This window comes from Nocardia kruczakiae NBRC 101016, from assembly GCF_001612965.1.
Lineage (GTDB): Bacteria > Actinomycetota > Actinomycetes > Mycobacteriales > Mycobacteriaceae > Nocardia > Nocardia kruczakiae.
The window spans coordinates 72,548-95,706 of sequence record NZ_BDBL01000007.1 but is presented as its reverse complement, the minus strand read 5'-3'; the positions used below and the strand labels follow the sequence as shown (position 1 = coordinate 95,706).

Here is a 23,159-nt window from a genome sequence, read left to right as displayed (position 1 = left end):
CCGAGCCGACGGCGGGGTGTGACGCCTGCCGCCCGGCTCGCCGTGATAAAGCGCTCATCGGCCCGCCTCGTCGTCGGTCGGGTCGGCGCCCGCGTCGAGCGCGTCCCACAGCACGCGCTGGGAGAGTTCGCCCGACTCCGGCTCCGGGGTCTGCGGAGGTGACGCCGGCGTCGCCGGGCGCGGTGTGTCGGCGCCCTTCGCGGACGACTCCGCCTCCCCCGTGCGGCGTAGTTCGGCGACCTGTTCGGCGGCGGCGGCCCGGCGGAACACCGGATTGTCGTACTTACCCGACATGCGGGCCGTCGTTTCCGGCATGCGGGCCAGCAGCACTCCGGCGGCGAAGGCCGCGAGCGCACCGACGACGCTGAGTGCGGCCGGGAAGGTGGCTGCCGTGGCCGCGTCGACATGCGCGCGGGCGGGCAGTTCGGCGAGCCGGGCGGCTCGTTCGGCGAGTTTGCCGTGCTGGGTCAGCAGGGCCAGGCCGGGCACCGCGGCGACCGCGGCGACCAGCGCCACCACCACACCGATCAACCGGCGCAGCCAGCCCTTGGTGGCGAACACGGCCGCGATCGAGGCCAGCAGCACCAGCGCCAGCGGTGTCAGCGCGCCGAACCAGAGACCGCCGTCGAGATGCTGGGTGCGCGGTTCGGTCAGACCGTCGGAGGACCGCAGCGTCACCCAGGTCATGCGCGAGGAGCCCCACAGCGCGGCCGCGCCGACCGCGAGCAGCGCGACGGGCAGCACCGGGCGGGCGCGTTTCGCGGTCGTGTCGTCCTCGGACTCGCCGGTATCCGTCTCGGGAACGTAGCGGTCGGGGTCACCGTCGCCGGCCCGCGTGGCGGCCGGGTCGTCGCGCCGGACAGCCGCCGCGAATGCGTCGGCATCCCCGCCCACAGCTTCGCCACCGGGCCCGGTACGGATCGGATCGCTGTCGGCGCCCGGTGGGACCGGCGCGCGATCGGCGGCGGAGCTGTCGGCATCGGACCGCCGCGGATGCGCCGCCGTGGGCGACGTGCCGTTCGTGCCGGGCGCGCCTTCCGGCTGGTCGGGCGAATGTCGTTGGGCTGGATCGGATTCCGGGTTGCTCATAGCAGGGTGCCGTCGGGTTCGGGGGTGAAGGTGCGCACGGTGCGCGCGGCGGCGACGGCCTTGAGGACGGCCATCGCCTTGTTGCGCGACTCCTCGTCCTCGTAGTCGGGCTGGGAGTCGGCGACGATGCCGGCACCGGCCTGAACATAGGCGATGCCGTCCTTGAGCAGCGCGGTGCGGATCGCGATCGCGGTATCGGCGTCGCCGGCGAAGTCGAGGTAGCCGACGACCCCGGCGTAGACGCCGCGGCGGGTGGGCTCGTTCTCCTCGATCAACTCCATCGCCCGCACCTTCGGCGCACCGGAGAGCGTGCCTGCCGGGAAGCAGGCGCGCACGGCGTCGAGGGCGATGCGACCGGCCGCCAGCCGCCCGGTGACCGTGGACACCAGATGCATCACGTGGCTGTAGCGCTCGATGTGGCGGTATTCGGTGACGCGCACGGTGCCCGGTTCGCACACCCGCCCCAGGTCGTTGCGGCCCAGGTCGACGAGCATGAGGTGTTCGGCGTTCTCCTTCTCGTCGGAGAGCAGATCCTTCTCCAGCAGCACGTCGTCCTCCTCGGTCGCACCGCGCCACCGGGTGCCGGCGATCGGATGTGTCGTCGCCACACCGTCTTTCACCGTCACCAGCGATTCCGGACTCGAGCCGACGATGGAGAAGGCGGTCCCGCCCGCGCCGTCGGGAATGTGCATCAGATACATGTACGGGCTCGGATTCGAGGCGCGCAGCATCCGGTACACATCGCGCGGTTCGCCGTCGAAGTCCATTTCGAACCGCTGCGACAACACCACCTGGAACGCCTCGCCGGCCTCGATCTCGCCGACCAGCCGCCGCACGCCCGCACCGAAATCCTCGCTGGTGCGGCGGCGGATGTAATCCGGCTCGGGACGGTCGAAGACGGAGACGGTCGATTCGGCGGGCGCGGCCAGCGCCGCGGTCATCCGGTCGAGCCGGGCGACGGCGTCGTCGTAGGCCTCGTCGACGCGTTCGTCGGTGCCGTTCCAGTTCACCGCGTTGGCGATCAGCGTGATCGCGCCCTCGTGATGGTCGAAGGCGGCCAGATCCGCCGCGAGCAGCAGCACCATCTCCGGCACCCGCAGATCGTCGGTGGTCAGCTCCGGTAGCCGCTCGATGCGGCGCACGATGTCGTAGCCCAGATAGCCGACCAGGCCACCGGTCAGTGGTGGCAGGCCGGGCAGCCGCTCGGTGCGCAGCAGTTCCAGGGTGTCGTGCAGCGCCTCCAGCGGATCACCACCGGCCGGAGCGTCGGCGGGTGTGGCGCCCAGCCACGCCGCCTGACCGTCGACGACCGTCAGCGCGGTGGGGCTGCCGGCGCCGATGAACGACCAGCGCGACCACGAACGACCGTTCTCGGCCGACTCCAGCAGGAAGGTGCCCGGCCGGTCCGCGGCCAGCTTCCGGTAGGCGGACAGCGGGGTCTCCGAATCCGCCAGCACCTTGCGCGTCACCGGCACCACGCGGTGCGCGGCCGCCAGCACGCGGAACTGGTCCCGGGTGGTGGTGGTTGCGGTTTCCGGACGGTCGAATGCGGCGCCGTGCATATCGCTCATCATTCCAGTCGGCCGCAACCGAGATTCCCTGGCCCCGCCGCGACCCCCACACGATCCGCGCCGGGTACCGGGTGAGGGTGCCGACCGGTACCCTCGCGATTGTGAAAAAAGGCCAGCGCGCACCCGGGTTCGAACTTCCCGATCAGACCGGCACCGTCCGGTCGCTCGATTCGTTGCTGGCCGACGGACCGCTGACGCTGTTCTTCTTCCCCGCCGCCAACACCCCGGTGTGCACTGCGGAGGCCTGCCACTTTCGTGATCTGACAAGCGAATTCGCGGCCCTGGGCGCCAGTTGCGCGGGAATCAGCACCGATTCGGTCGACACCCAGGCCGGTTTCGCCCAGTCGCAGACCCTCGGCTATCCGCTGCTGTCGGATCGCGACGGCGCGGTGGCGGAACGGTTCGGCGTCAAACGTTCCGGGGCGATCGGCGGGCTGCTCGGCAACTTCCTGCCGGTGAAGCGGCAGACCTTCGTGATCGACACCGACCGCACCGTCCTCGCGGTGATCTCGGGCGAACTGCGCGCCAACGTCCACGCCGACGCCGCGCTGGCCGCCCTGCGCGAGCACCGGGCCTGAATCGACCGCTGGACACACCCCGGTTCACCCCGGATGCGCTCCCGCTCTTTCCCCGGTGAGAGCGCATGGCCGACGTGACACGTCCCGATTTTCCCGGCGTATGCGCGGGCCCCGCGCATACGCTGGATTCATGACATCGACGAGCTCCCTCACGAACTCCGGGACCAAACCCCGAGCCACCGTGTGGCGGAATCGAGCCCTCGGCCTGCTCGCGGTCATCATCGTGCTGGTCGTCGCCTATTTCGTGCTGTCGGCCTTCATTCCGCGCTGGTGGGCGCAGCGGATCGCCGGCATGTCCGGGCACGGCAGCTTCGCCCAGGGCATCTGGTCGGGCCTGGCGGTCGGGTTCCTGTGCACGCTGATCCCCCTGCTGCTCCTGCTGGGCGCGGTCCGGGTGTGGCGCACCCGAGCCGGCAAGTTCGCCGCCGGCGCCGCGGCGGTGCTGGCGTTGATCGTGGCGCTGCCCAATCTGATGACACTGACCATCGTGCTGGGCGGCAACAGCGCCGCACACGCCGGGGAACGCGTCCTCGACGTCGATGCGCCCGGATTCCGCGGCGCCTCGCTGGTCGGCGCCATCGTGGCAGCGGCGATCTCCGTGATCCTGCTCGTGCTACTGCTACGCAAACAGTGGCGGGCACGGTCGGCCCGCCGCTCCGAAGCCGGCGTGGTCACCGCACCCGATACCGCTAACGCCACGCGGCCACCAGGCGATATCAAGGAGTGAACCCGACAGCGTCGCGATCGCGCCGCGGCGTGATAGCTGTCACGTCACCGGCAACCGGGCTGACCGTCGAGCGAAGTCGTGGCAAACTTGTTGGTCGCGAGTGACGGTGAACTGCGTTTTACGTCACTGGGCTGCAAGAGAGGGCGCGAAGTGACGGAATGGCTCAATCCCACCGAACGGCGAGCGTGGCGGACTCTGGTCGCGCTGACCACGCGATTACCCGCGGCGATGGACACCCAGCTGCAACGCGAAGCCGGTATGACGCATTTCGAGTATTTTCTGATGGCCCTGCTGTCCGAAGAGCCCGGACATCGCCTGCAACTCAGCGAACTGGCGAATAGGGCAAACGCATCGCTATCACGGTTGTCGCATGTGGTGACGAAGCTGGAACGGCTGGGCTGGGCGCGACGCGACGCGGTGCGCGGCCGCCGCGGCGCCTACGCGGTGCTCACCGACGAGGGTTTCGAACGGGTGCAGAAGGCCACTCCCGCCTATCTGGAAGGCGTGCGAGGGCTGGTCTTCGACGGATTGGACGATGAGCAGGTCGACCAGCTGCTCGCCCTCGGAGAGGCACTCGTGGCGCAGCTCGACGCGGGCCTGTCCCGGGGTATCGGCCGCGCCGACGGACTGCCCGACCCCCCGTCCGCCGAAGCCACGGCCGGCGCCGCCGGCTGACCGTTCAGGTCGCGTCGGCGAGCAGCAGATCCCCGTCCCAGCAGGTGTGGGTGCCGGTGTGGCAGGCCGCGCCCTGCTGGTCGACGATCAGCAGCACGGCATCGCCGTCACAGTCCAACCGCACCTCGTGCACATACTGCGTATGCCCCGACGTCTCGCCCTTGACCCAGTACTGCTGCCGCGAACGCGAGTAGTAGGTGGCCTTGCGGGTGGCGAGGGTGCGGGCCAGGGCCTCGTCGTCCATCCACGCCATCATCAGCACATCACCGGTGCCGCGTTCCTGCGCGATCGCCGCGACCAGGCCCGCCTCGTTGCGCTTGAGCCGGGCGGCGACGGCGGGATCCAAACTCATACCCATCGTTATACCTGTCCTGTCGGTGCCGTTCGCCCTCTGCCGAGGGTGCCGTTCGCCCTCAGCGGACGGTGATGCCCTCGGTTCGCATCGCGTCTTTGACCTGCGGAATCGTCAGGTCACCGAAGTGGAAGACGCTCGCGGCCAATACCGCGTCCGCACCGGTCCGCACCGCGGGCGCGAAATGGTCGACCTCTCCGGCGCCGCCGCTGGCGATGATCGGCACCGAGACGGCGGCGCGCACCGCGCTGATCATCGGCAGGTCGAAACCGCCCTTGGTGCCGTCGGCGTCCATCGAGTTGAGCAGGATCTCCCCGACCCCCAGTTCGGCGCCGCGCTCCGCCCACTCGACCGCGTCGATGCCGGTGCCGCGTTTGCCGCCGTGGGTGGTCACCTCCCACCCGGACAGGGTCGGCGAGCCGGTGTCGGGCACGCGGCGCGCATCCACCGACAGCACGATGCACTGCGAGCCGAAACGCTGCGACATCTCGCGCAGGATCTCCGGATTCGCGATCGCCGCGGTGTTCACCGACACCTTGTCCGCGCCCGCGCGCAGCAGCCGGTCCACATCCTCGACGGTGCGCACGCCGCCGCCCACGGTGAGCGGGATGAAGATCTGCTCGGCGGTGCGGGTCACCACGTCGATCATGGTGCCCCGATCGCCGCTCGACGCCGTGACGTCGAGGAAGGTGAGCTCGTCGGCACCCTGGGCGTCGTAGGCGGCGGCCAGTTCCACCGGGTCGCCCGCATCGCGCAGATTCTCGAAGTTCACGCCCTTGACCACCCGGCCGGCGTCGACGTCCAGGCACGGAATCACGCGTACCGCCAGAGTCATTGCGTCCCTTCCGAATTCTCGTTGCGCTCGGAGGCGCGGTCGACGGCGCTGTCGATCATGTCCAGGAGTTCTTCGTGCACCCCGGGCGCGGCGGCCAGCACCGACCGCGAGGTGATCGACCATTCTTCCCCGCGCAGATCGGTCACCACACCGCCCGCGGCGCGTACCAGCGCCACTCCGGCCGCGTTGTCCCACGGATGGTGGCCGAAGACGACCGCGCCGCCCAGCACCCCGGAGGCGGTGTAGGCCAGATCGATACCGGTGGATCCGTGCATGCGCACCCGGCTCGACAACCGGCTCAGCGCACCCAGCAGGTCGAAGCGGAACCGGCCCGGGATCCGGCCGTGGGCGTCGATGTTGAACGCGCCGAAGCCGATCATCGACTCGGCGAGTCGGCCGTGTTCCAAGGGCGGCAACGGTTTTCCGTTGAGCAGCAGCGGGCCACCGGCCGCCGCGGCGTAGCGGCGGTCCAGCAGCGGCAGCCAGGTCAGGCCGAGAATGGGCTGTCCGTCGGCCACCAGTGCCAGCAGCATCGCCGACAGCGGATGGCCCGCGGAGTAGTTGAAGGTGCCGTCGATGGGGTCGAGCACCCACGCGGTGCCCGAGCTCAGTTCCGGACCGCCGAATTCCTCGCCGTGCACCGGAATTCCGGTGCGCTCGGCCAGCTGCTGCGACAGCGTGCGCTCGAGTTCCAAGTCCAGTGCGGTGGCGAAGTCGCCGCGGCCCTTCTGGACCGCGCTCGGCGCCCCCAGCCCTTCGACGAAACGCGGTGTCGCACCGTCCAATATCTCGCTCGCCGTCGCGAGCAGCGCGGCCGGGTCGGAGACGGCGGCGGTCACGTCAGCGAACCGCGTCCAGCGCCTCGGGCAGCGTGAAACGCCCGGCGTACAAGGCTTTTCCGACGATCGCGCCTTCCACCCCGTCGGACACCAGCCCGGAGATGGCGCGCAGATCGTCGAGGGTGGAGACGCCGCCGGAGGCGATCACCGGCGCCTCGGTGGCCGCGCACACCTGCCGCAGAATGTCGAGGTTGGGGCCCTGCAGGGTGCCGTCCTTGCTCACGTCGGTGACCACGTAGCGGGCGCAGCCGTCGCGTTCCAGGCGCTCGAGCACCTCCCACAGGTCGCCGCCGTCGCTCACCCAGCCACGGCCCCGCAACCGGTAGTCGCCGTCGATGATCCGCACGTCGAGGCCGACGGCGACCCGGTCGCCGTATTCGGCGATGGCGCGGGCGCACCACTGCGGATCCTCGAGTGCCGCGGTACCCAGGTTGACCCGGGCGCAGCCGGTGGCCATCGCGGCCTTCAGCGAGTCGTCGTCGCGGATGCCGCCGGACAGCTCGACCTTCACATCCAGCTCACCGACGACCTCGGCGAGCAGTTCGCGGTTGGAGCCGCGTCCGAAGGCCGCGTCCAGGTCGACCAGATGCACCCATTCGGCACCCGCCTCCTGCCAGGCCAGCGCGGCATCGCGGGGGGCACCGTAGCTGGTTTCGCTGCCGGCCTCCCCCTGAACCAGGCGCACGGCCTCACCATTGGCGACATCGACGGCGGGTAGCAGCACAAGACTCACGTGTGCAGCCTACTGGCTACCGGTTGGCGTCGCGGTGCCGGGATGGCGCATATGGGACGCCGGTCACTGCCTGCGGGGACGAGCATCACACGTTTGAGCTGGACAACACCGGGCAATCCGAAGTCTGCGTGTGTCACTGTGCGCAGGAGGTCCAGACCGGCGGCTTCCGCGTACGTACCCTGGGTCGGGGGCACGTACTGCCATCGTTGTCGACGAAGAGGACCTTCACCCATGTCGCGGATCACGTTGCGGCCCATCATGTTCGCGTTGTCGTGCGGGGCGGCCGGCGCCGCGATGCTCGTACCCGCCACGGCGACGGCAACTCCCGCCGACCCGATTCAATTGGCCGCCTGTGATTTCGGGCGCCAGTTCACCACCTACGACTGGGCCGGTTACGACGACTACGACCGACGGGTCCTGGAGTTGTCCACCGGCGAGTTCCACGACCAGTTCGCCGCGTCGGCGCCCGATCGGCGCGCCCACGCGACCTCGGTGCACGTCCGCTCCGAGGCCAACTCGGTGGAATGCCGCACCGACGTGGCCGATCCCGAACATTCGCAGGTCGTGGTGACCGTGGACCGGTCCGAACGCAGCGACGCCACGCTCGGCCTGCCCCGGCCCGAACGGTCCCAGCTGCGGGTGTTCCTCGACAACGTCGACGGTCGCTGGCTCGCGGGCCGGGTCGACACGCTGGCCCCGCAGACGTAGTCCTACAGCGAGCCGACCCAGTTGCGCAGCAGCTGCGCACCGGCGTCGCCGGACTTCTCCGGGTGGAACTGGGTGGCGCACAGCGGCCCGTTCTCCACCGCGGCGAGGAACGGCCCGCCGTGTTCGGCCCAGATCAGCTTCGCCGGGGCGATGGTGCCGTTGTCGTCCCATTCCCACTTCTGCGCCGCGTAGGAATGCACGAAGTAGAAGCGCGTCTCGGGATCCATCCCGGCGAACAGCACGCTGTCGGCAGGAGCCTGCACGGTGTTCCAGCCCATATGTGGAAGTACCTGCGCCGGAAGCCGTTCCACCGTGCCCGGCCACTGGCCGCAGCCCTCGGACTCGACCCCGAATTCGACCCCACGCTCGAACATGATCTGCATCCCCACGCAGATGCCCAGCACCGGCCGGCCCCCGGCGAGGCGGGTGCCGATGATCCGCTCGCCGCGCACCTGCGTCAAACCGGCCATACACGCGGCGAACGCGCCGACGCCGGGTACGACCAGACCATCGGCGTCGAGCGCTGCTTTCGGATCGGCGGTGACGGTCACCTCCGCGCCGGTGCGAGCCAGCGCGCGCGCCGCGGAATGCAGATTGCCGGAGCCGTAGTCCAGCAGCACAACCGATTTCACAGCGTTCCCTTCGTGGACGGCACACCGGTGACCCGGGGGTCCGGTTCGACGGCGGCGCGCAGAGCCCGTGCGACGGCCTTGAATTCGGCCTCGGTGATGTGGTGCTGGTCGCGGCCGTACAGCACCCGCACATGCAGTGCGATCCGGGCGTTGAGGGCGATCGATTCGAAGACGTGCCGATTCAGCACCGTGGAATACGACGCACCGGGACCGGCGCTGGGGATCACGGTGTGCAGCAGCCGCTCCGGCTCGCCGTCGTGGACGCAGTACGGCCGCCCCGACACGTCGACGACGGCGTGGGCGAGGGTTTCGTCCATCGGGATGTAGCAGTCGCCGAAGCGGCGGATGCCCTTCTTGTCACCCAATGCCTCGCCGAGCGCCTGCCCGATCACGATGGCGGTGTCCTCGACGGTGTGATGCGCCTCGATCTCGATATCGCCCTTGGCCTGCACGGTCAGATCGAAGCTGCCGTGCTGGCCGAAGGCGGTGAGCATGTGGTCGTAGAACGGGACGCCGGTGGAGATGTCGGTCCGGCCGGCGCCGTCGAGGTTCAACTCGACCACGATGCTGGATTCGCGGGTGGTGCGTTCCACCCGGGCGGTTCGATTCATACTCGCTTCCGTGCTCATCGGGAGATCACCTCGGTGGCCACCAATTTCTCGCTCACCCGCAGGAATTCGTCGTTCTCCGCGGCCAAACCGATGGTGGTGCGCAGATATCCGGGAATGCCGACGTCGCGGATCAGCACGCCCTCGTCCAGATAACGCTGCCAGGTGCGCGGGGCGTCGGCGAAGTAGCCGAACAACAGGAAGTTCGCGTCCGAGGTGACCACCTCGAACCCCATCTCTCGCAACGCCTTCGCCACTCGGTCCCGCTGTGCGGCGAGTTCGGCGACACTGGCGAGGGTTTCGTCGGCGTGACGCAGCGCGGCGCGAGCGGCGGCCTGGGTGACCACCGACAGGTGGTAGGGCAGCCGCACCAGCAGCATCGCCTCGATCACCGCGGGCGCGGCGACCAGATAGCCGAGCCGCCCGCCGGCGAAGGCGAAGGCCTTGCTCATGGTGCGGCTGACCACCAGCTTCGCCGGATACCGGTCGATGAGCCCGAGTGCGCTGGGTGCGGCGGAGAACTCGCCGTACGCCTCGTCGACCACCACGATGCCCGGCGCCGCCTCGAGCAGACGTTCCAGATCGGCGAGGGCGATCGAATGCCCGGTCGGATTGTTCGGGCTGGTCACGAACACCACATCGGGGCGGCGGTCGGCGATCACCGCGGCCGCGTAGTCGATGTCGAGGGAGAAGTCGCTGTTGCGCTTGGCCTCGATCCATTCGGTGTCGATGCCCTCGGAGATGATCGGGTGCATCGAATACGAGGGCACGAAGCCGAGGGCGCTGCGGCCGGGCCCGCCGAACGCCTGCAGCAGCTGCTGCAGGATCTCGTTGGATCCGTTGGCCGCCCACACGTTCGCGGTGTGCACGGTGACGCCGGTCTGGCGAGTCAGGTACGCGGCCAGGTCGGTGCGCAGCGCCACCGCGTCCCGGTCGGGATAGCGGTGCAGGTCGGCGGCCGCGGTGCGAATGGATTCGGCCACGTCGTCGATCAGCGCCCGGCTCGGCGGATGCGGATTCTCGTTGGTGTTCAGCTGCACCGGCACCGCCAATTGCGGTGCGCCGTAGGGGCTCTTACCGCGCAGGTTCTCGCGCAGCGGCAGGTCGTCGAGGGTCGCCGCGGCGCCCGGGATATCGGCGGTCGCGGTCATGACAGGGCCTCGAACCGCACCTGCACGGCCTGGCCGTGGGCCGGCAGATCCTCGGCGTTGGCCAGGGAAACGACGTGGCCGGCAACGTCTTTCAGCGCGGCTTCGCTGTATTCGACGACGTGGATGCCGCGCAGGAACGTCTGCACGCTCAGCCCCGAGGAGTGGCGGGCGCACCCGGCGGTGGGCAGGACGTGATTCGATCCGGCGCAGTAGTCGCCGAGGCTCACCGGCGACCACGCGCCGACGAACACCGCACCCGCGCTGCGGACCCGCCCGGCGACCGCGGCCGCGTCGGCGGTCTGGATCTCGAGGTGTTCGGCGGCGTAGGCGTTGACCACCCGCAGCCCCTGCTCGATATCGTCGACGAGCACGACGCCGGACTGCTTGCCGGACAACGCCTCCGACACCCGCTCCCGGTGCTTGACCACCTCGAGCTGGGTCGTGACCGCGGCGTCGACCGCGTCGGCCAGCGCCACACTGTCGGTGACCAGCACACTCGCGGCGAGCACATCGTGTTCGGCCTGCGAGATCAGGTCGGCGGCCACATGTGCCGGATCGGCGGTGGCGTCGGCGAGGATCGCGATCTCGGTGGGACCGGCCTCGGCGTCGATGCCGACCAGGCCGCGGCACAGCCGCTTGGCGGCGGTGACGTAGATGTTGCCCGGACCGGTGATCATGTCGACGGGGGCGAGCTGCGCGCCGTCGGTGTCGATGCCGCCGTAGGACAGCAGGGCGACCGCCTGGGCGCCGCCCACCGCCCACACCTCCTCGACGCCGAGCAGTCTCGCCGCGGCGAGGATCGTCGGATGCGGCAGTCCGCCGAACCGGGCCTGCGGCGGTGAGGCCACCACCAGCGACTCCACGCCCGCGGCCTGCGCGGGGACGACGTTCATGACGACACTGGACGGGTAGACGGCATTGCCGCCGGGCACGTAGAGCCCGACCCGCTCGACCGGCACCCAGCGTTCGGTGACGGTGCCGCCGGGCACGACCTCGGTGGTGGTGTCGGTGCGGCGCTGATCGGCGTGCACCTTGCGGGTGCGTTCGATGGCCACCTCGAGCGCCGCCCGCACGGCGGGCGCCAGCTCGGCGAGGGCCTTGTCGAGTTCGGCGGCCGGGACGCGCACGCTCGCCGGGGTGACGCCGTCGAACTTCGCGCTGAACTCCTGCGCGGCCTCGACCCCGCGATCACGGATCGCCTCCACCACCGGCCGCACATGATGCAGCACCGAGTCCACATCCACTCCCCCGCGCGGCAGCGCCGCGCGCAGTTCGGCAGCGGAGGGCGTACGTCCGCGCAGATCCACGCGGGCGAGCTCGATGCGGCTAGTCATAGCGGTGTGAAATCCTTGTCTGTCCGGCCGGTCTGTGCTGGTCATCACATCGAAGCGAATGCTCCGGACCGCCTACCAGCCTATCGGGTCGGCGCCAGTCCATATCCGCCGCCCGAGCCGGACGCGGCGCCACGCTCCCGCGTCCGGCTCGGGCCGCGACGGCTCATTCCGGCACCAGGCGATACAGCGTCATCGGCTCGGCCAGGATCCGGTCCAGAACCTCGGCGATATGGCGGAAGTGCGGGGTCGCGAAATGGGTCTCGAGAGCGTCGGGACCGTGCCAGCGTTCCACCACCACCATCCGGGCCGGATCGTTGGGGTCGGCGTAGGGCCGGTAGTCCAGGCATCCTGGTTCGGCGAGCGACGGTTCGATCATCGCCTCCAAGGCGGTGCGCAGCCGATCCTCCCGGCCGGCGCGGGCGTGCAGTTCGGCGACGACGTGCAGGACCACGGTGTTCTCCTTCGATGGTTCGGACGGATTCACGGGCGGACCGGACCGGTACCGGCCCCGGTGGCGACCAGTGCGGCGGTGATCTCGGCCTGGTCGGCGGCGGTGAGCACCAGTTCGCGAGCGCCGGCCCATCCGTCGATCTGCGCCGGGGTGCGGGCGCCGACGATCGCCCCGGTGATGCCGGGCCAGCCCGTCACCCAGGCCAGCGCCACCTCCGCCACCCCGACACCGTGCCGGGCGGCGATCGGGCGCAGGGCATCGACGAAGGCGAGATTGACCGGCAGGTCGGTGGTGAACTCGGCGTAGCCGCGGCGCCAGTCGTCGGCGGCGAGCACGCGATCGGCGGTGAACGCCCCGGTGAGCAGGCCCGACTGCAGCGGCGAATAGGCGATCACACCGGTGTCGTGCGCGGCCGCCCACGCGATCTCCGGTGCCGCGGCGCGGTTGAGTGCCGAGAACGGCGGCTGGATCGCATCGACGTGTGCGATGGATTCGGCGATATCCAGTTGCCGCACATCGTGATTGGACAGGCCGACGGCACGCACCTTGCCCTCCTTGCGCAGGTCCGCCATCACCTGCCAGTACTCCTCGAGCGGTGTCGCGTCGGGGGTCGGCTCACCCTCGGCGCCGTAGACGAAGCGGGCGCCGGTATCGGGCCAGTGCACCTGATACAGGTCGATGTGGTCGGTGCCGAGGCGGCGCAGCGAATTCTCGAGTTCGCGGCGGACCGACTCCGGTCGCATCACCCGCAGCGGCGGGCCGTTCGGATCGTCGCCGTCTTCCCAGATCAGACCGGCCTTCGTGAAGATGTACGGCCGATCCCGATCCGGAATGCCGGCCAGGGCGCGGCCGACGAGTTCCTCGGCATGACCGAGCCCGTAGGCGGCCGCGGTGTCGATCCAGTTGAGTCCGGCTCCGACGGCGTGCCGGATCGCGGCGACCGAATCGGTGTCGTCGGTGCTGCCCCACGAGTACTGCCAGCCGGGGCCGGAGATCACCCAGGTGCCCAAGCCCAAGCGGGTGATGTCCATTCCGGTGCTGCCGAAGCGGCGGGTGGTGCTCATCGATGTGTCTCCTTCGCTCGCGCCGCCCCGGTGGCGGCGCCGCTTTCCGAGAGTCGTCGGCGGCGGCGCCGGCTACCAGTGCGTGCCGAGCCTGGGCATGCCGTGACCAGGCTCGGCGGCGCCGGACGCGCGATACTGGCCGCATGAGCCTGGATCGACGCGCCGAACTCGGGGAATTCCTGCGCTCGCGCCGCGCCCGCCTGCGTCCGGAGGAGGCGGGTCTGGTCGAGCACGGCACCCGCCGCCGGGTGCCGGGACTGCGCCGCGAGGAACTGGCGCTGCTGGCCGGAGTGAGCGTGGATCACTACGTGCGCCTGGAACAGGGCCGCACCCTGCACTTTTCGGAATCGGTGCTGGACGCGGTGGCGCGGGCGTTACGACTCGACCCGCTCGAACGCGACCACCTGTACCGGCTGGCACGACCGTGGTCGGGTACCGAACCCGTTGCCGCGCAAGAGGTCCGCCCCGGGTTGCGCCGACTGCTCGACACCGCCGACGTGCCCGCCTACATCGTCGGCCGCGGGACCGACGTGCTGGCCTGGAACCGCACGGCCGCCGCGCTGATCACCGATTTCGGCGCATTGCCGCCGGAGCAGCGCAATCTGGCGCGGCTGGTGTTCTTCGACGAGGGGATGCGCGAGCTGTACGAGGACTGGCCCGGCAAGGCCGCCGACGTCGTCGCCTATCTCCGGCTGGACGCGGCCCGCAATCCCGGCGACGACCGCATCGCGGCGCTGATCGACGAATTGCGGCGGCGTGATCCGGATTTCGAGCGGCTGTGGGCGCGCCACGCACTGAAGGACAAGACCCACGGCCGCTACGTCTACCGGCATCCGGTGGTCGGACGGCTCGACCTCGGCTTCGAGACGCTGCGCCTGCCCGACGATCCGGACCAGGCGTTGGTCGCCCATACGGTGGACGCGGATTCGCCGAGTGCGACTGCCCTGCGACTGCTCACCGACTGGGCCGCCGACACCGAATCCGCTTCGCACTGAGGGCGTTTCAAAACCCGTGACGCTGCCGCAGGGTCGCCACCCCGTCACCGGTGAGCTCGTCCAGCACGACCGGGCGGCCCACCACGGCCAGCGCGAGTGCCTCCCCCGGGCCGCGTACCTCCGGTCCGATCCCCGAGGACCACTCCATATCGGTGGCGACGAAACGCAGTCCGCGCGTGTACCTGCCGGGTGTGGCGAAGGGATCGGGGTGTTCGAGGACCGCGATCACCCGGGCCGCCGGAATGGTGCGGGGCCGGCCGAGAGGTCGTCGAATGTCCTGCTGATGGATCAGGATGTCGGCAAGCCCGATTCTCGGCAGCAGGCGGGTGATGCGCCGGCCACACTGCTCGAAGCGGTCCAGCAGCCGGGCGGTGGTCAGCTCCCGGGTGCGGTCGACGAGGTCGCCGTTGATGCGATCGGTGTTCATCCGGCGGCGCAGCGCGAACCGGGCATAACCGAGCGGGGTGATCTCATCGTAGAGCAGGTGGCTCACCACATCCCGCACCCGCCATCCCGCGCACAGCGACGGCGCCTCCCACTCGTCGTCACTCAGATCACGCAGCAGCGCAATCAGTTCCGCCCGTTCGTCGGCCAGCAGCTCCGCGGTGTGCACAGGGCGAGAGTACCGGCGCGGCACCCGGCCACGACACATACCCGGGACGGATTGTCACATCCATCGCGGGGCGGAAACCGTGCGCCGCTACCGTGCGCGAATCAGTGCGTATCGCTGTCGATGAGCAGACGTCCGCTGCTGCCCACCACGACGCGCAGTTCGATCGACTTGTTCTGGCCACCGTAGGTGATGCTGGCGACCGACATATCCACCGAGCCATCGGAATTGGCGCTACTGCCGCCCCCGCGTGCGCCCTCGATGGTGTTGTACGCGGTGATCTGGTTCTGCTTCCAGTAGGTCGCGAACGCCTGCTGGCTGCCGTACACCTGCTGGGCCGCTGGAGTGAGCAGATTCCATGCGGTGCCGGTGTTCTGGTCGACGAGGGCGTCGTAGAAGTTCTGGATGACACCGGCCGCCGAACCGACGTCCGTCTTACCGGCGCTCTTGGTCTGTCCCACGGCCGCGACGCTCTGCGTCGAGGTACCCGCCTGCGCGGTGGCGGTCGCGGCCGGCGAATTCGCCTGCGAACCGGGCGATTCCGTCTTCGCGCCGCCGAACATCAGATACAGCGCCGCGGCGACGATCACCAGACCGGCGGCGAAACCACCGGCGAACACCCACGGTTTCGCATTGCGGGCGGGTGCCGGCGCGGCGGCGGGCACCGGATTGGAGCGGGTGGGATGCGCGGCGGCCGCGGCGGGCCGCACCGGCTGCATCTCCGGTTCGGACAGTACCGCCGCGGTGGCCATCATCTCCGCGGTGGAGATATCCGCCTGTGCTGCACGGCGATCCAGGGTGCGCGTGGCCTGGCGGCGCGCGCCCCCGCGGTGGGTCGCCAGCATCCGGGTCGATTCGGCATCGGCGGCCTGATCTGCGAAATCGGCCAGCTGATCACGTATGTCGGTCATGTTCGGCCGGTCCTCCGGCTCGAAGCTGAGCAGATCCAGCAGCAGATCGGTGAGCGGGCCGGCGTTGCGCGGCTGACTCAGCTGACCGTTGGCCGCGGCGTACAGCAGCGCCAGGGGATTCGGGTTGGTGCCGTAGGGCGGCTCACCCTCGAGGGCATGGAAAAGCGTTGCGCCCAGGGCGAAGACGTCGGCGGCCGGGCTGGGTTCCGCCCCGCGGGCGACCTCGGGGGCCAGATAGGCGGCGGTGCCGGAGATCAGGCCGGTGGCGGTGAGGGTGACGTCGCCCTTGGCCTTGGAGATACCGAAGTCGGTGATCTTCACGGTGCCGTTGTCGCCGAGCAATACGTTGCCGGGCTTGATGTCTCGGTGCACGATGCCGGCGCGATGGGCGGCCACCAGCGCCGAGGCGATCTGCTCACCGATGCGCGCCACCTGCGGCAGCGGCAGCGTCCCCTGCGAGGACAGCACCACGGCCAGGCTCTGCGACGGCAGATACTCCATGATCAGGCAGGGATCGCCCTCGTGGTCGGTGATGTCGAAGACCACGATCGCGTTGGGGTGCTGGAAGCGTGCCGCGTTGCGGGCCTCCCGAGACGCGCGCTGACGCACGATCTCTTTCTCACCCGGCGGCAGACTGGGCTGGGTGAGGATCTGCTTGATCGCGACCGACCGTTCGAGTCGTTCGTCGACGGCACGCCAGACGACGCCTGTGCCGCCGCTACCAATCCGCTCGACCAGGCGGTAATGCCCTGCGATCACTTGGCCGGTTTCGATGGCACTACTCCGAGTTTCTCCGCGATCCGTGACTTACCGCGCGCGGGGTCATGTCCCGCGCGTGTTCCCGGACGAGTGTAGCGGGCGTGACGGGCTGCTTTGACGCCGGAGCGAGATCTGCGCGGAATATGTGTGACCACCATGCGATGCGGTCGAGATCAGTTCGCTATACAGCGAGAGTATATGTGACGAACTTCACTCGATTGCGCGGTGCGCTACTACTGATTCCGCAGGAAACGTCCGGCCGCCTCGACCGCCGGCGTCGAGCTCCCGGCATCGCCGACGAAGACCGCCAGTGCCAGGTCACCGTCGATGCCGACGAACCAGCCGTGCGCGTGGGTGTCGTCGATGTATTCGGCCGTGCCGGTCTTGCCGAGCATGCCCGGAATGTCGGCGAGACTGGTGGCCGTGCCGTTCGTAATGGTCTCGCGCATCATGGATTTCACCTGATCCAGCACCGACGCGGGCACGGGATCCGGGGTTCGGTCGGCCTTTCCGGGGGATCCCGCCACGATGGTGGGCGCCGGCACCGAACCGCGGGCGACGGTCGCCGCGACCAACGCCATGCCGAACGGCGACGCGGTCACCCGGCCCTGGCCGATCCCCTCCTCGACCCGCAGCGCGGAAGTGTCTGCGGTGGGCACCTTTCCGGTCACCGTGGTCATGCCGGGGGCGGTGAAATCCACACCGAGGCCGAGCTGTGCGGCCGCACGGGTCAGCCCGTCGGGCGGGAGGTTCACCGCGAGCCGTCCCATCGTGGTGTTGCAGGATCGCGCGAACGCGGCGTGCAGTGGCACGGTGCCGAGATCGAAGTGGTTGTCGTTGGGAATCTGCCGGCCCTCGATGTTCTCCGTGCCGGGGCAGGCGACCATGGTGTCGGCGGTGACCTGCCCGGCCTGCAACGCGGCCGACACGGTGACGGTCTTGAAGGTCGAACCCGGTGGATACAGTCCGGTGAGCGCGATCGGGCCCTGCGCGTCGGCGGGCGCGTTCTGCCCTACGGCGAGGACATCGCCGGTGGACGGTCGCAGCACCACCATCGCGGCCGGAGTGGGGATCGGCGCGAGCGCGGCCTCGGCACGCCGCAACATCCCGGTGTCGAGCGTGGTCCTGATGTCGGCGACGGGTTTCGGATCCTGTCCGCCCACCGTATGGGCGCCGTCGGCGCCCTGCGCGCGCACCGCCCAGCCGGCCGCGGCATCGGTGCTGTGCTGCCACAGGTCGCTCACCCCGGACAGGGCCGGGGAGGTCAGCGCCTTGTCGACGGTGAGCAGCCGGGTCTGCGGCGCCAGCGTCACATTCGGCAGCGCGGCGAGCCGATCCTGCACGGGGGCGAGATCGCCTGCTCGCAGCGCGATCGCGGTGACGGGTTTGCCCTGGGCCTTGTCCATGTCCTGGCGCAGGCTCGCCGCGGAGATGCTCGGATCGATCGGACCGAGCACGGCCGCAACGGCATTCGGGTCGGCGCCGGGCGCCGGCTGGACCAGGGTGACGACCTGCTGCGTCATCAATTCCGCGCCGTCGCGGTCGAGCACGCGCGCGGCCGGCTGCGGGGCCACGGTGTCGTAGGACAGCGGCCCGGTCTCGAGGCCGGGCGCCACGGTGGCTGGATTCCACCGGACCTTCCAGTCGTCCCCGGATTCGTCGGCCGTCCCGGCGGTGGTGTAGGTCCACTGATTCCCGGCCGCGCCGAAGGTCCACGTGGTGGCCAGGTCGAATGTCGCGTGCTGGTCGGACCGGTGTACGGAACGCACGTCGACGCGGACCTTCTTGCCGAGGCTGTCGAAGAGGGCGCCGAGGATGGTCGTCGCCTGTGCCGGATCGCTGGTGACGGCGGCCGCGGCGGCGGGATCGCCGTGACTCAACGCATCGGCGAAGGTGTGCACACTGCGGTCGAGCCGATCGGCGGAACTGTCTCCGGAACACGCGGCAGCAGCGAGAATCGGGGCGGCGAGCAGGGCGAACAACTTCGATCCGGTGCGCACGCGGCCGACACTACCGCCGCGAGCCGCCGCGGCGGGGTAATCGGCCGTCGCGCGCGGGCCGCCGGTCAGCCGCACCGCCGCTCGTCAGCGTGGCAGCCAGACCCCTGCCGCCAGTTTCGCCGCATCCGCGTCGGCGAGTTCGATATCGAATTCGGCCGCCAGGATCTTCGGCAGATCGGCCGGCGGCAGGTCGCGGCTGTGCGCGGTGCCGTCCGGATATTCGGTGATCCAGGTGGTGTTGTCGACGATGTCGTGCCGGTCCGGCCGGAACCGCTGCACATACGGCCGGGTCACGAACGGTGAACGCGGAAATGTGGAGACGAAGTGATTGCCGACCGCGTAGTCGATGCGGTACTGCGGGTTCAGGGTGAAGCTGTAGCGATCGATCCAGCCGTCGCGGGCGAAGTGGTGCAGCACCCACAGCTCCGAATCGAGTTCGCCGCGTGTGCGTTCCAGCCGGAATCGCCAGTCACCGGCGCGCACCTCCCCCGCATCGGGATTCAGTTCGAGCGGGGCGAGCGGCCCGGACCCGAAACCGACATCGCACAGCCACACCCGCTCGTCGTCGGCGGTGGTCACACGCAGCAACGCGTGCGTCGCCGGGCGGATCTCACCGCGCGCGCCCATACTCACCCGTCCGTGTAATCCGGTGACGCCGAAGCCGATCCGCTCCAGTGCGGCGGCGAACAAACCCACGTTCTCGTAGCAGTAGCCGCCGCGCCGGGATCGGACGAGCTTGTCCTGCAACGACGGAAGGTCCAGCAGCACCGGTCGTTTCAGCACCGGCTCGATGTTCTCGAACGGGATGGTGGTGGTGTGCGCGTACTGCAGCGCGCGCAGGGTGTCGAGGGTCGGCGCCGGCTCTCCGGTGAAGCCGATGCGGGCGAGATACGCCGGCAGATCCAGTGCCGCGCCGTCCCAGTTCGAGACCGGGGCCGGATTTTCCGTCATGACTTCTCCTGTCTTGTCACCGTCGTTCGCCCCCATGATCAACGACCGCGTGTCCCGCATCCTTCCCACCACTGCGACCGGCCGCGTTCGCCCCGCGGCAATCACCCCGCCGGCATGCCGATCCGGCCCCGTTCGAGTTCACCGCGCAGCCGCGCGAGCGTGCGCGCCACGACCGGCAGGGACGCATCGGGGGCGATGGTGCCGAACAGCTCGGTGAGCCGCTCCGCGAAGCTCTCTTCGGCCGCGGTCACGAGCCGGGCACCGTCCTCGGTCAGAGCCAGCACCGACGAGCGGCGATCCGACGGATGCGGTCTGCGCACGACCCATCCCCGGGCCACCAGCCGGTCGACGCCCTTGCTGATCGCCCCGATGCCGGCCGCGAATTCCGCCGCGAGATCGGCCACCCGAGCCTCCGGATGATCGCGCAGGAAACGCAGCGCTTCGAACTGGGACGCGACGATGCCGTGCCGTTCCCGGAGCCGGTCGTTGACGGCGTTGTACAGCCGCGTCTCGCAGCGGACGAGATCGGCGAACAGCGTCGGCAGATCCACGGTATCCGGTCCCGAACTACATTCCATGGCATATACTGTACAGGAATATAGTTCCCAGGAAGGTGTATATGAGCGCACAACAACGCGCGCAGGTCGACGCGATTCTGCGTCGGCCACAACCCGCGCAGCCGCGATCCGTGGCCGACATACGGGCCGAGTTCCGGACACTGATGGCGCAGATGGCCGTCCCGTCCGAAATACACACGCGGACAATCGCACTGGGTAGTCGGCCCGCGGTGCTCGTCGAACCGCCGGAGCCGGCCGGAGCCGGAACGATCCTGTACTTCCACGGCGGTGGCTTCGTCTTCGGTTCACCCGAGACGGCGATGACGCTGACCGGAAACCTGGTGCGCAAGACGGGTTTCCGGGCGCTGTCGGTCGATTACCGGCTCGCGCCGGAACATCCCTTCCCGGCCGCGATAGAGGACACCCTCGGCGCTTACCGCGCGCTGCTCGACAGCGGCGCGCACCCGTCGGCGATCGCCTTCGCGGGCGACTCCGCGGGCGGTGGCCTGACCATCACGACGACTCTCGCGGCCCGCGACGCCGGCCTGCCCCTGCCGGCCGCGATCGTGGCCTTCTCCCCCGGCCTCGACATGACCCGCACGGGGGCGAGCATGGAAACCAAAGCCGGCATCGACCCGGTGTTCACCCGCGCAAGCCTGGACCACACCGGCGCCATGTATCTCGACGGGCAGGATGCCGGGCAGCCGCTGCTCAGCCCTGCGGTCTCGGCCGATCTCACCGGCTTTCCGCCGATCCTGCTCCAGGTGGGGACCAACGAAATGCTACTGGACGATTCCACTCGCCTGGCCGCACGCGCGCGGGAAGCCGGCGTGGACGTCATCCTCGACGTGACCGCCGATGTGCCTCACGTCTTCCAGTCCTTCACCGGCATTCTCGACGAGGCGGACGAGGCCCTGGACCGGGCGGCGCATTTCCTCGGCCAGCGCATCCGGAACGGGGACCGAGCACGCTAGGATTCGACCATGCGTTCGATTACGGTCGCTCAGCGACGCGCGCGCCTGGCGCGGCGGCATCGGCTCGCGTTCGAAACCCGCGGTACCGATCCCGCCGATATCGCCGAGTCGATGGTCGCTCTGCACGCCACCGATCCCGCGACGGTGTACCTGTCGGTATGCGCCCGCACCCACGGCCTGGCGCCCGCCGATGTGGAGCGCGCGCTCTACGACGATCGGTCACTGCTGCGACTGCTGGCGATGCGCCGGACCATGTTCGTCGCGCCGGTCGGCCTGGTTCCCGTGCTGCAGGCCGCGGTGGCCGACGCGCTGGCGGTCAAGCAGCGCCGCAACTACGGGAAGTACCTGGCCCAGGCCGTCGAGGGCGATATCGACGCCTGGCTGGCCGAAGTGGCCGACGAAACCCATCGGGAACTGCTGGCCCGGGGCAGCGCGACCGGCGCGCAACTGTCGGCCGCCGTGCCCCGGCTGCGCACCCAGGTCGATACCGCACCCGGCAAGCCGTATTCGAAACCGACCAACATCACCACCTGGGTGCTGCTGATCCTCGGATGCGACGGGCTCATCGTGCGCGGACGCCCCAACGGCAGCTGGACCAGCAGCCAGTACACCTGGGCGCCCCGGGAGGCATGGCTGCCCGAGGCCGCGCCGATCGCACTCGACACGGCGCGCGCCGAGCTCGTCCGCCGCTGGCTGCGCGCCTTCGGCCCGGCTCCCGTGGACGATCTGGTGTGGTGGACCGGGTGGACGAAAACGGATGTGCGCAAGACACTGTCGAGTCTGGATCTCACCGAGGTCGACCTCGACGGCAGGACCGGAGTGATCCTGTCCGACGATACGGAGCCCGAACCCGAATCCGGACCGTGGGCGGCGCTGCTGCCCGCCCTGGACCCGACGCCGATGGGCTGGCAGTCGCGCGACTGGTTCCTCGGCCCGCACACCCCGGCCCTGTTCGACACCAACGGCAATATCGGCCCGAGTATCTGGGTGGACGGCCGCATCGTCGGCGGCTGGGCGCAGCGAGCGGACGGTGAAATCGCCTGGCGGCTATTGGAAGACGTCGGCGCCGACGCGAAGGCGCTGATCGACGCCGAGGTCGAGCGCACCGCCGCCTGGTACGGCGACGTGCGCGCCATCCCCCGCTTCCGGACTCCGCTGGAACGCGAACTCACCAGCTGATCCGACCTACATATCGAGGCCCAGGTCCAGCACCCGCACCGAATGGGTGAGGGCGCCGACCGCGAGGTAGTCGACTCCGGTGCGCGCGTAGTCGGCGGCGGCCTCGAGGGAGAGCCCGCCGGAGGATTCGAGTTTCGTGCGCGGCGAGCGGCTGTTGCGGCGCTGGACGGCGGCTTGGGTGGCCCACAGCGGGAAGTTGTCCAGCAGCACCAGTTGCACATCTTCGGCGAGGACGGCGTCGAGCTGATCGAGACTGTCCACCTCGACCTCGCATTCGATGCCGGGATCCAGTTCGCGCACCGCGCGCAACGCGGCGACCACCGACCCGGCCGCCACGACGTGGTTGTCCTTGATCAGGGCGGCATCACCGAGGCCCATCCGATGGTTCACGCCACCGCCGACGCGCACCGAATACTTCTGCAGCGCACGCAGACCCGGCAGGGTTTTGCGGCTGTCGCGGATCCGGCAGTTCGTGCCCTCGACCGCGTCCACCCAGGCGGCGGTGGCGGTGGCGATCCCGGACATGTGGGTGACCAGGTTGAGCATGGTGCGTTCGGCGGTGAGCAGCTGCCGCGTCGGTGCGACGACGGTCAGCACCGCGTCGCCGGGGCCGACCCGGGTACCGTCGGCGACGCGATCGGTCACCTCGTAGTTCCCGGCGCCGATCACCTCGTCGAGCACCAGCAGCCCGACATCGATGCCGGCGACCGTGCCCGGCTGCCGCGAGACCATCGCGGCCTTGACGGTCGCCTCGGCGGGAACGGTTGCGGCCGAGGTGATGTCGGGCCCGTAGCGCAGATCCTCGTCGAGGGCGGTGCGGATCAGGGTGCGCAGTTCCCCGGGGTCGAGTTGCGGATCCAGTGCCATCATCTACTC

Annotated in this window: 25 protein-coding genes; 7 read left to right on the top strand and 18 right to left on the bottom strand. The window is 69.8% G+C overall.

Features of this window, described 5'->3' with window-relative positions; all coding sequences use genetic code 11:
- Positions 1-54: 54 nt before the first annotated feature.
- Together NK1_RS07525 and NK1_RS07520 are read right to left on the bottom strand one after the other, a co-directional pair.
- Entirely contained in the window at positions 55-1,089 is a 1,035-nt protein-coding gene (locus NK1_RS07525; RefSeq protein WP_084460667.1) for a Trp biosynthesis-associated membrane protein, read from the bottom strand.
- Entirely contained in the window at positions 1,086-2,663 is a 1,578-nt protein-coding gene (locus NK1_RS07520; RefSeq protein WP_373282180.1) for an anthranilate synthase component I, read from the bottom strand. The genes NK1_RS07525 and NK1_RS07520 overlap by 4 nt, the downstream gene beginning before the upstream one ends.
- 98 nt (positions 2,664-2,761) lie before the next feature.
- Between NK1_RS07520 and NK1_RS07515 the strand changes: the two genes are divergently transcribed.
- From NK1_RS07515 to NK1_RS07505, 3 genes are all read left to right on the top strand, one after another.
- Positions 2,762-3,238 (top strand): peroxiredoxin, encoded by a 477-nt coding sequence (locus NK1_RS07515; protein ID WP_063007917.1) that lies wholly within the window; start codon positions 2,762-2,764, stop codon positions 3,236-3,238.
- Between the two features lie 130 nt (positions 3,239-3,368).
- Entirely contained in the window at positions 3,369-3,965 is a 597-nt protein-coding gene (locus NK1_RS07510; protein WP_063007824.1) for a hypothetical protein, read from the top strand.
- A gap of 78 nt (positions 3,966-4,043) precedes the next feature.
- Positions 4,044-4,640 (top strand): MarR family winged helix-turn-helix transcriptional regulator, encoded by a 597-nt coding sequence (locus NK1_RS07505; protein ID WP_245660385.1) that lies wholly within the window; start codon positions 4,044-4,046, stop codon positions 4,638-4,640.
- 4 nt (positions 4,641-4,644) lie between these two features.
- Here NK1_RS07505 and hisI read toward each other — a convergent pair whose 3' ends face one another.
- The 4 genes from hisI to priA all read right to left on the bottom strand — a co-directional run bounded on the left by hisI (position 4,645) and on the right by priA (position 7,399).
- A complete protein-coding gene (gene hisI / locus NK1_RS07500) occupies positions 4,645-4,992 on the bottom strand; it encodes a phosphoribosyl-AMP cyclohydrolase (protein ID WP_036500517.1) in 348 nt (115 codons plus the stop codon).
- A gap of 61 nt (positions 4,993-5,053) precedes the next feature.
- On the bottom strand, positions 5,054-5,827 hold the full coding sequence (gene hisF, locus NK1_RS07495; RefSeq protein ID WP_063007823.1) for an imidazole glycerol phosphate synthase subunit HisF: 774 nt from the start codon (positions 5,825-5,827) through the stop codon (positions 5,054-5,056).
- Positions 5,824-6,666 carry an inositol monophosphatase family protein gene (locus NK1_RS07490; protein ID WP_063007822.1) on the bottom strand — a complete coding sequence of 281 codons (843 nt, stop codon included), beginning with the start codon at positions 6,664-6,666 and terminating at the stop codon, positions 5,824-5,826. The genes hisF and NK1_RS07490 overlap by 4 nt, the downstream gene beginning before the upstream one ends.
- Position 6,667: 1 nt before the next feature.
- Complete coding sequence (gene priA / locus NK1_RS07485; RefSeq protein ID WP_030514642.1) at positions 6,668-7,399, bottom strand: bifunctional 1-(5-phosphoribosyl)-5-((5-phosphoribosylamino)methylideneamino)imidazole-4-carboxamide isomerase/phosphoribosylanthranilate isomerase PriA; 732 nt, start codon at positions 7,397-7,399, stop codon at positions 6,668-6,670.
- A 231-nt stretch (positions 7,400-7,630) separates the two neighbouring features.
- Between priA and NK1_RS07480 the strand changes: the two genes are divergently transcribed.
- Positions 7,631-8,107, top strand: coding sequence for a hypothetical protein (locus NK1_RS07480; RefSeq protein WP_063007821.1), 477 nt, complete (start codon positions 7,631-7,633; stop codon positions 8,105-8,107).
- 2 nt (positions 8,108-8,109) lie between these two features.
- Here the strand turns inward: NK1_RS07480 and hisH are convergent, their stop codons facing one another.
- From hisH to NK1_RS07450, 6 genes are all read right to left on the bottom strand, one after another.
- Positions 8,110-8,739: an imidazole glycerol phosphate synthase subunit HisH gene (hisH, locus tag NK1_RS07475; protein WP_036500510.1), complete on the bottom strand. Its 630-nt coding sequence runs from the start codon at positions 8,737-8,739 to the stop codon at positions 8,110-8,112.
- Positions 8,736-9,368: an imidazoleglycerol-phosphate dehydratase HisB gene (gene hisB, locus NK1_RS07470; RefSeq protein ID WP_063007820.1), complete on the bottom strand. Its 633-nt coding sequence runs from the start codon at positions 9,366-9,368 to the stop codon at positions 8,736-8,738. The genes hisH and hisB overlap by 4 nt, the downstream gene beginning before the upstream one ends.
- Positions 9,365-10,498, bottom strand: coding sequence for a histidinol-phosphate transaminase (locus NK1_RS07465; RefSeq protein WP_063007819.1), 1,134 nt, complete (start codon positions 10,496-10,498; stop codon positions 9,365-9,367). The genes hisB and NK1_RS07465 overlap by 4 nt, the downstream gene beginning before the upstream one ends.
- Positions 10,495-11,832, bottom strand: a complete 1,338-nt coding sequence (gene hisD / locus NK1_RS07460) for a histidinol dehydrogenase (protein ID WP_063007818.1) — start codon at positions 11,830-11,832, stop codon at positions 10,495-10,497. The genes NK1_RS07465 and hisD overlap by 4 nt, the downstream gene beginning before the upstream one ends.
- A gap of 163 nt (positions 11,833-11,995) precedes the next feature.
- Positions 11,996-12,283 carry a putative quinol monooxygenase gene (locus NK1_RS07455; protein WP_063007915.1) on the bottom strand — a complete coding sequence of 96 codons (288 nt, stop codon included), beginning with the start codon at positions 12,281-12,283 and terminating at the stop codon, positions 11,996-11,998.
- 29 nt (positions 12,284-12,312) lie between these two features.
- Complete coding sequence (locus tag NK1_RS07450) at positions 12,313-13,347, bottom strand: aldo/keto reductase (RefSeq protein WP_063007817.1); 1,035 nt, start codon at positions 13,345-13,347, stop codon at positions 12,313-12,315.
- Between the two features lie 143 nt (positions 13,348-13,490).
- On the opposite strand from NK1_RS07450, the gene NK1_RS07445 reads away from it, so the two are divergent.
- Positions 13,491-14,342: a helix-turn-helix transcriptional regulator gene (locus NK1_RS07445; RefSeq protein WP_063007816.1), complete on the top strand. Its 852-nt coding sequence runs from the start codon at positions 13,491-13,493 to the stop codon at positions 14,340-14,342.
- A 7-nt stretch (positions 14,343-14,349) separates the two neighbouring features.
- Here the strand turns inward: NK1_RS07445 and NK1_RS07440 are convergent, their stop codons facing one another.
- From NK1_RS07440 to NK1_RS07420, 5 genes are all read right to left on the bottom strand, one after another.
- Positions 14,350-14,955 carry a maleylpyruvate isomerase family mycothiol-dependent enzyme gene (locus NK1_RS07440; RefSeq protein WP_245660384.1) on the bottom strand — a complete coding sequence of 202 codons (606 nt, stop codon included), beginning with the start codon at positions 14,953-14,955 and terminating at the stop codon, positions 14,350-14,352.
- A 101-nt stretch (positions 14,956-15,056) separates the two neighbouring features.
- Complete coding sequence (locus NK1_RS07435) at positions 15,057-16,622, bottom strand: serine/threonine-protein kinase (RefSeq protein ID WP_063007814.1); 1,566 nt, start codon at positions 16,620-16,622, stop codon at positions 15,057-15,059.
- A gap of 233 nt (positions 16,623-16,855) precedes the next feature.
- Positions 16,856-18,622 (bottom strand): penicillin-binding transpeptidase domain-containing protein, encoded by a 1,767-nt coding sequence (locus NK1_RS07430; protein ID WP_063007914.1) that lies wholly within the window; start codon positions 18,620-18,622, stop codon positions 16,856-16,858.
- Positions 18,623-18,706: 84 nt separating this feature from the next.
- Positions 18,707-19,573, bottom strand: a complete 867-nt coding sequence (locus NK1_RS07425; protein ID WP_063007813.1) for an arylamine N-acetyltransferase family protein — start codon at positions 19,571-19,573, stop codon at positions 18,707-18,709.
- Positions 19,574-19,674: 101 nt separating this feature from the next.
- Positions 19,675-20,151 (bottom strand): MarR family winged helix-turn-helix transcriptional regulator, encoded by a 477-nt coding sequence (locus NK1_RS07420; RefSeq protein ID WP_063007812.1) that lies wholly within the window; start codon positions 20,149-20,151, stop codon positions 19,675-19,677.
- A 41-nt stretch (positions 20,152-20,192) separates the two neighbouring features.
- On the opposite strand from NK1_RS07420, the gene NK1_RS07415 reads away from it, so the two are divergent.
- Both NK1_RS07415 and NK1_RS07410 read left to right on the top strand, forming a co-directional pair.
- A complete protein-coding gene (locus NK1_RS07415; RefSeq protein WP_063007811.1) occupies positions 20,193-21,104 on the top strand; it encodes an alpha/beta hydrolase in 912 nt (303 codons plus the stop codon).
- Between the two features lie 9 nt (positions 21,105-21,113).
- The gene (locus tag NK1_RS07410; RefSeq protein ID WP_063007810.1) at positions 21,114-22,283 is read left to right on the top strand and encodes a winged helix DNA-binding domain-containing protein; all 1,170 of its coding nucleotides are present in this window, start codon (positions 21,114-21,116) and stop codon (positions 22,281-22,283) included.
- A 6-nt stretch (positions 22,284-22,289) separates the two neighbouring features.
- Here the strand turns inward: NK1_RS07410 and nadC are convergent, their stop codons facing one another.
- Positions 22,290-23,150, bottom strand: a complete 861-nt coding sequence (gene nadC, locus NK1_RS07405; RefSeq protein WP_063007913.1) for a carboxylating nicotinate-nucleotide diphosphorylase — start codon at positions 23,148-23,150, stop codon at positions 22,290-22,292.
- Positions 23,151-23,159 lie beyond the last annotated feature (9 nt).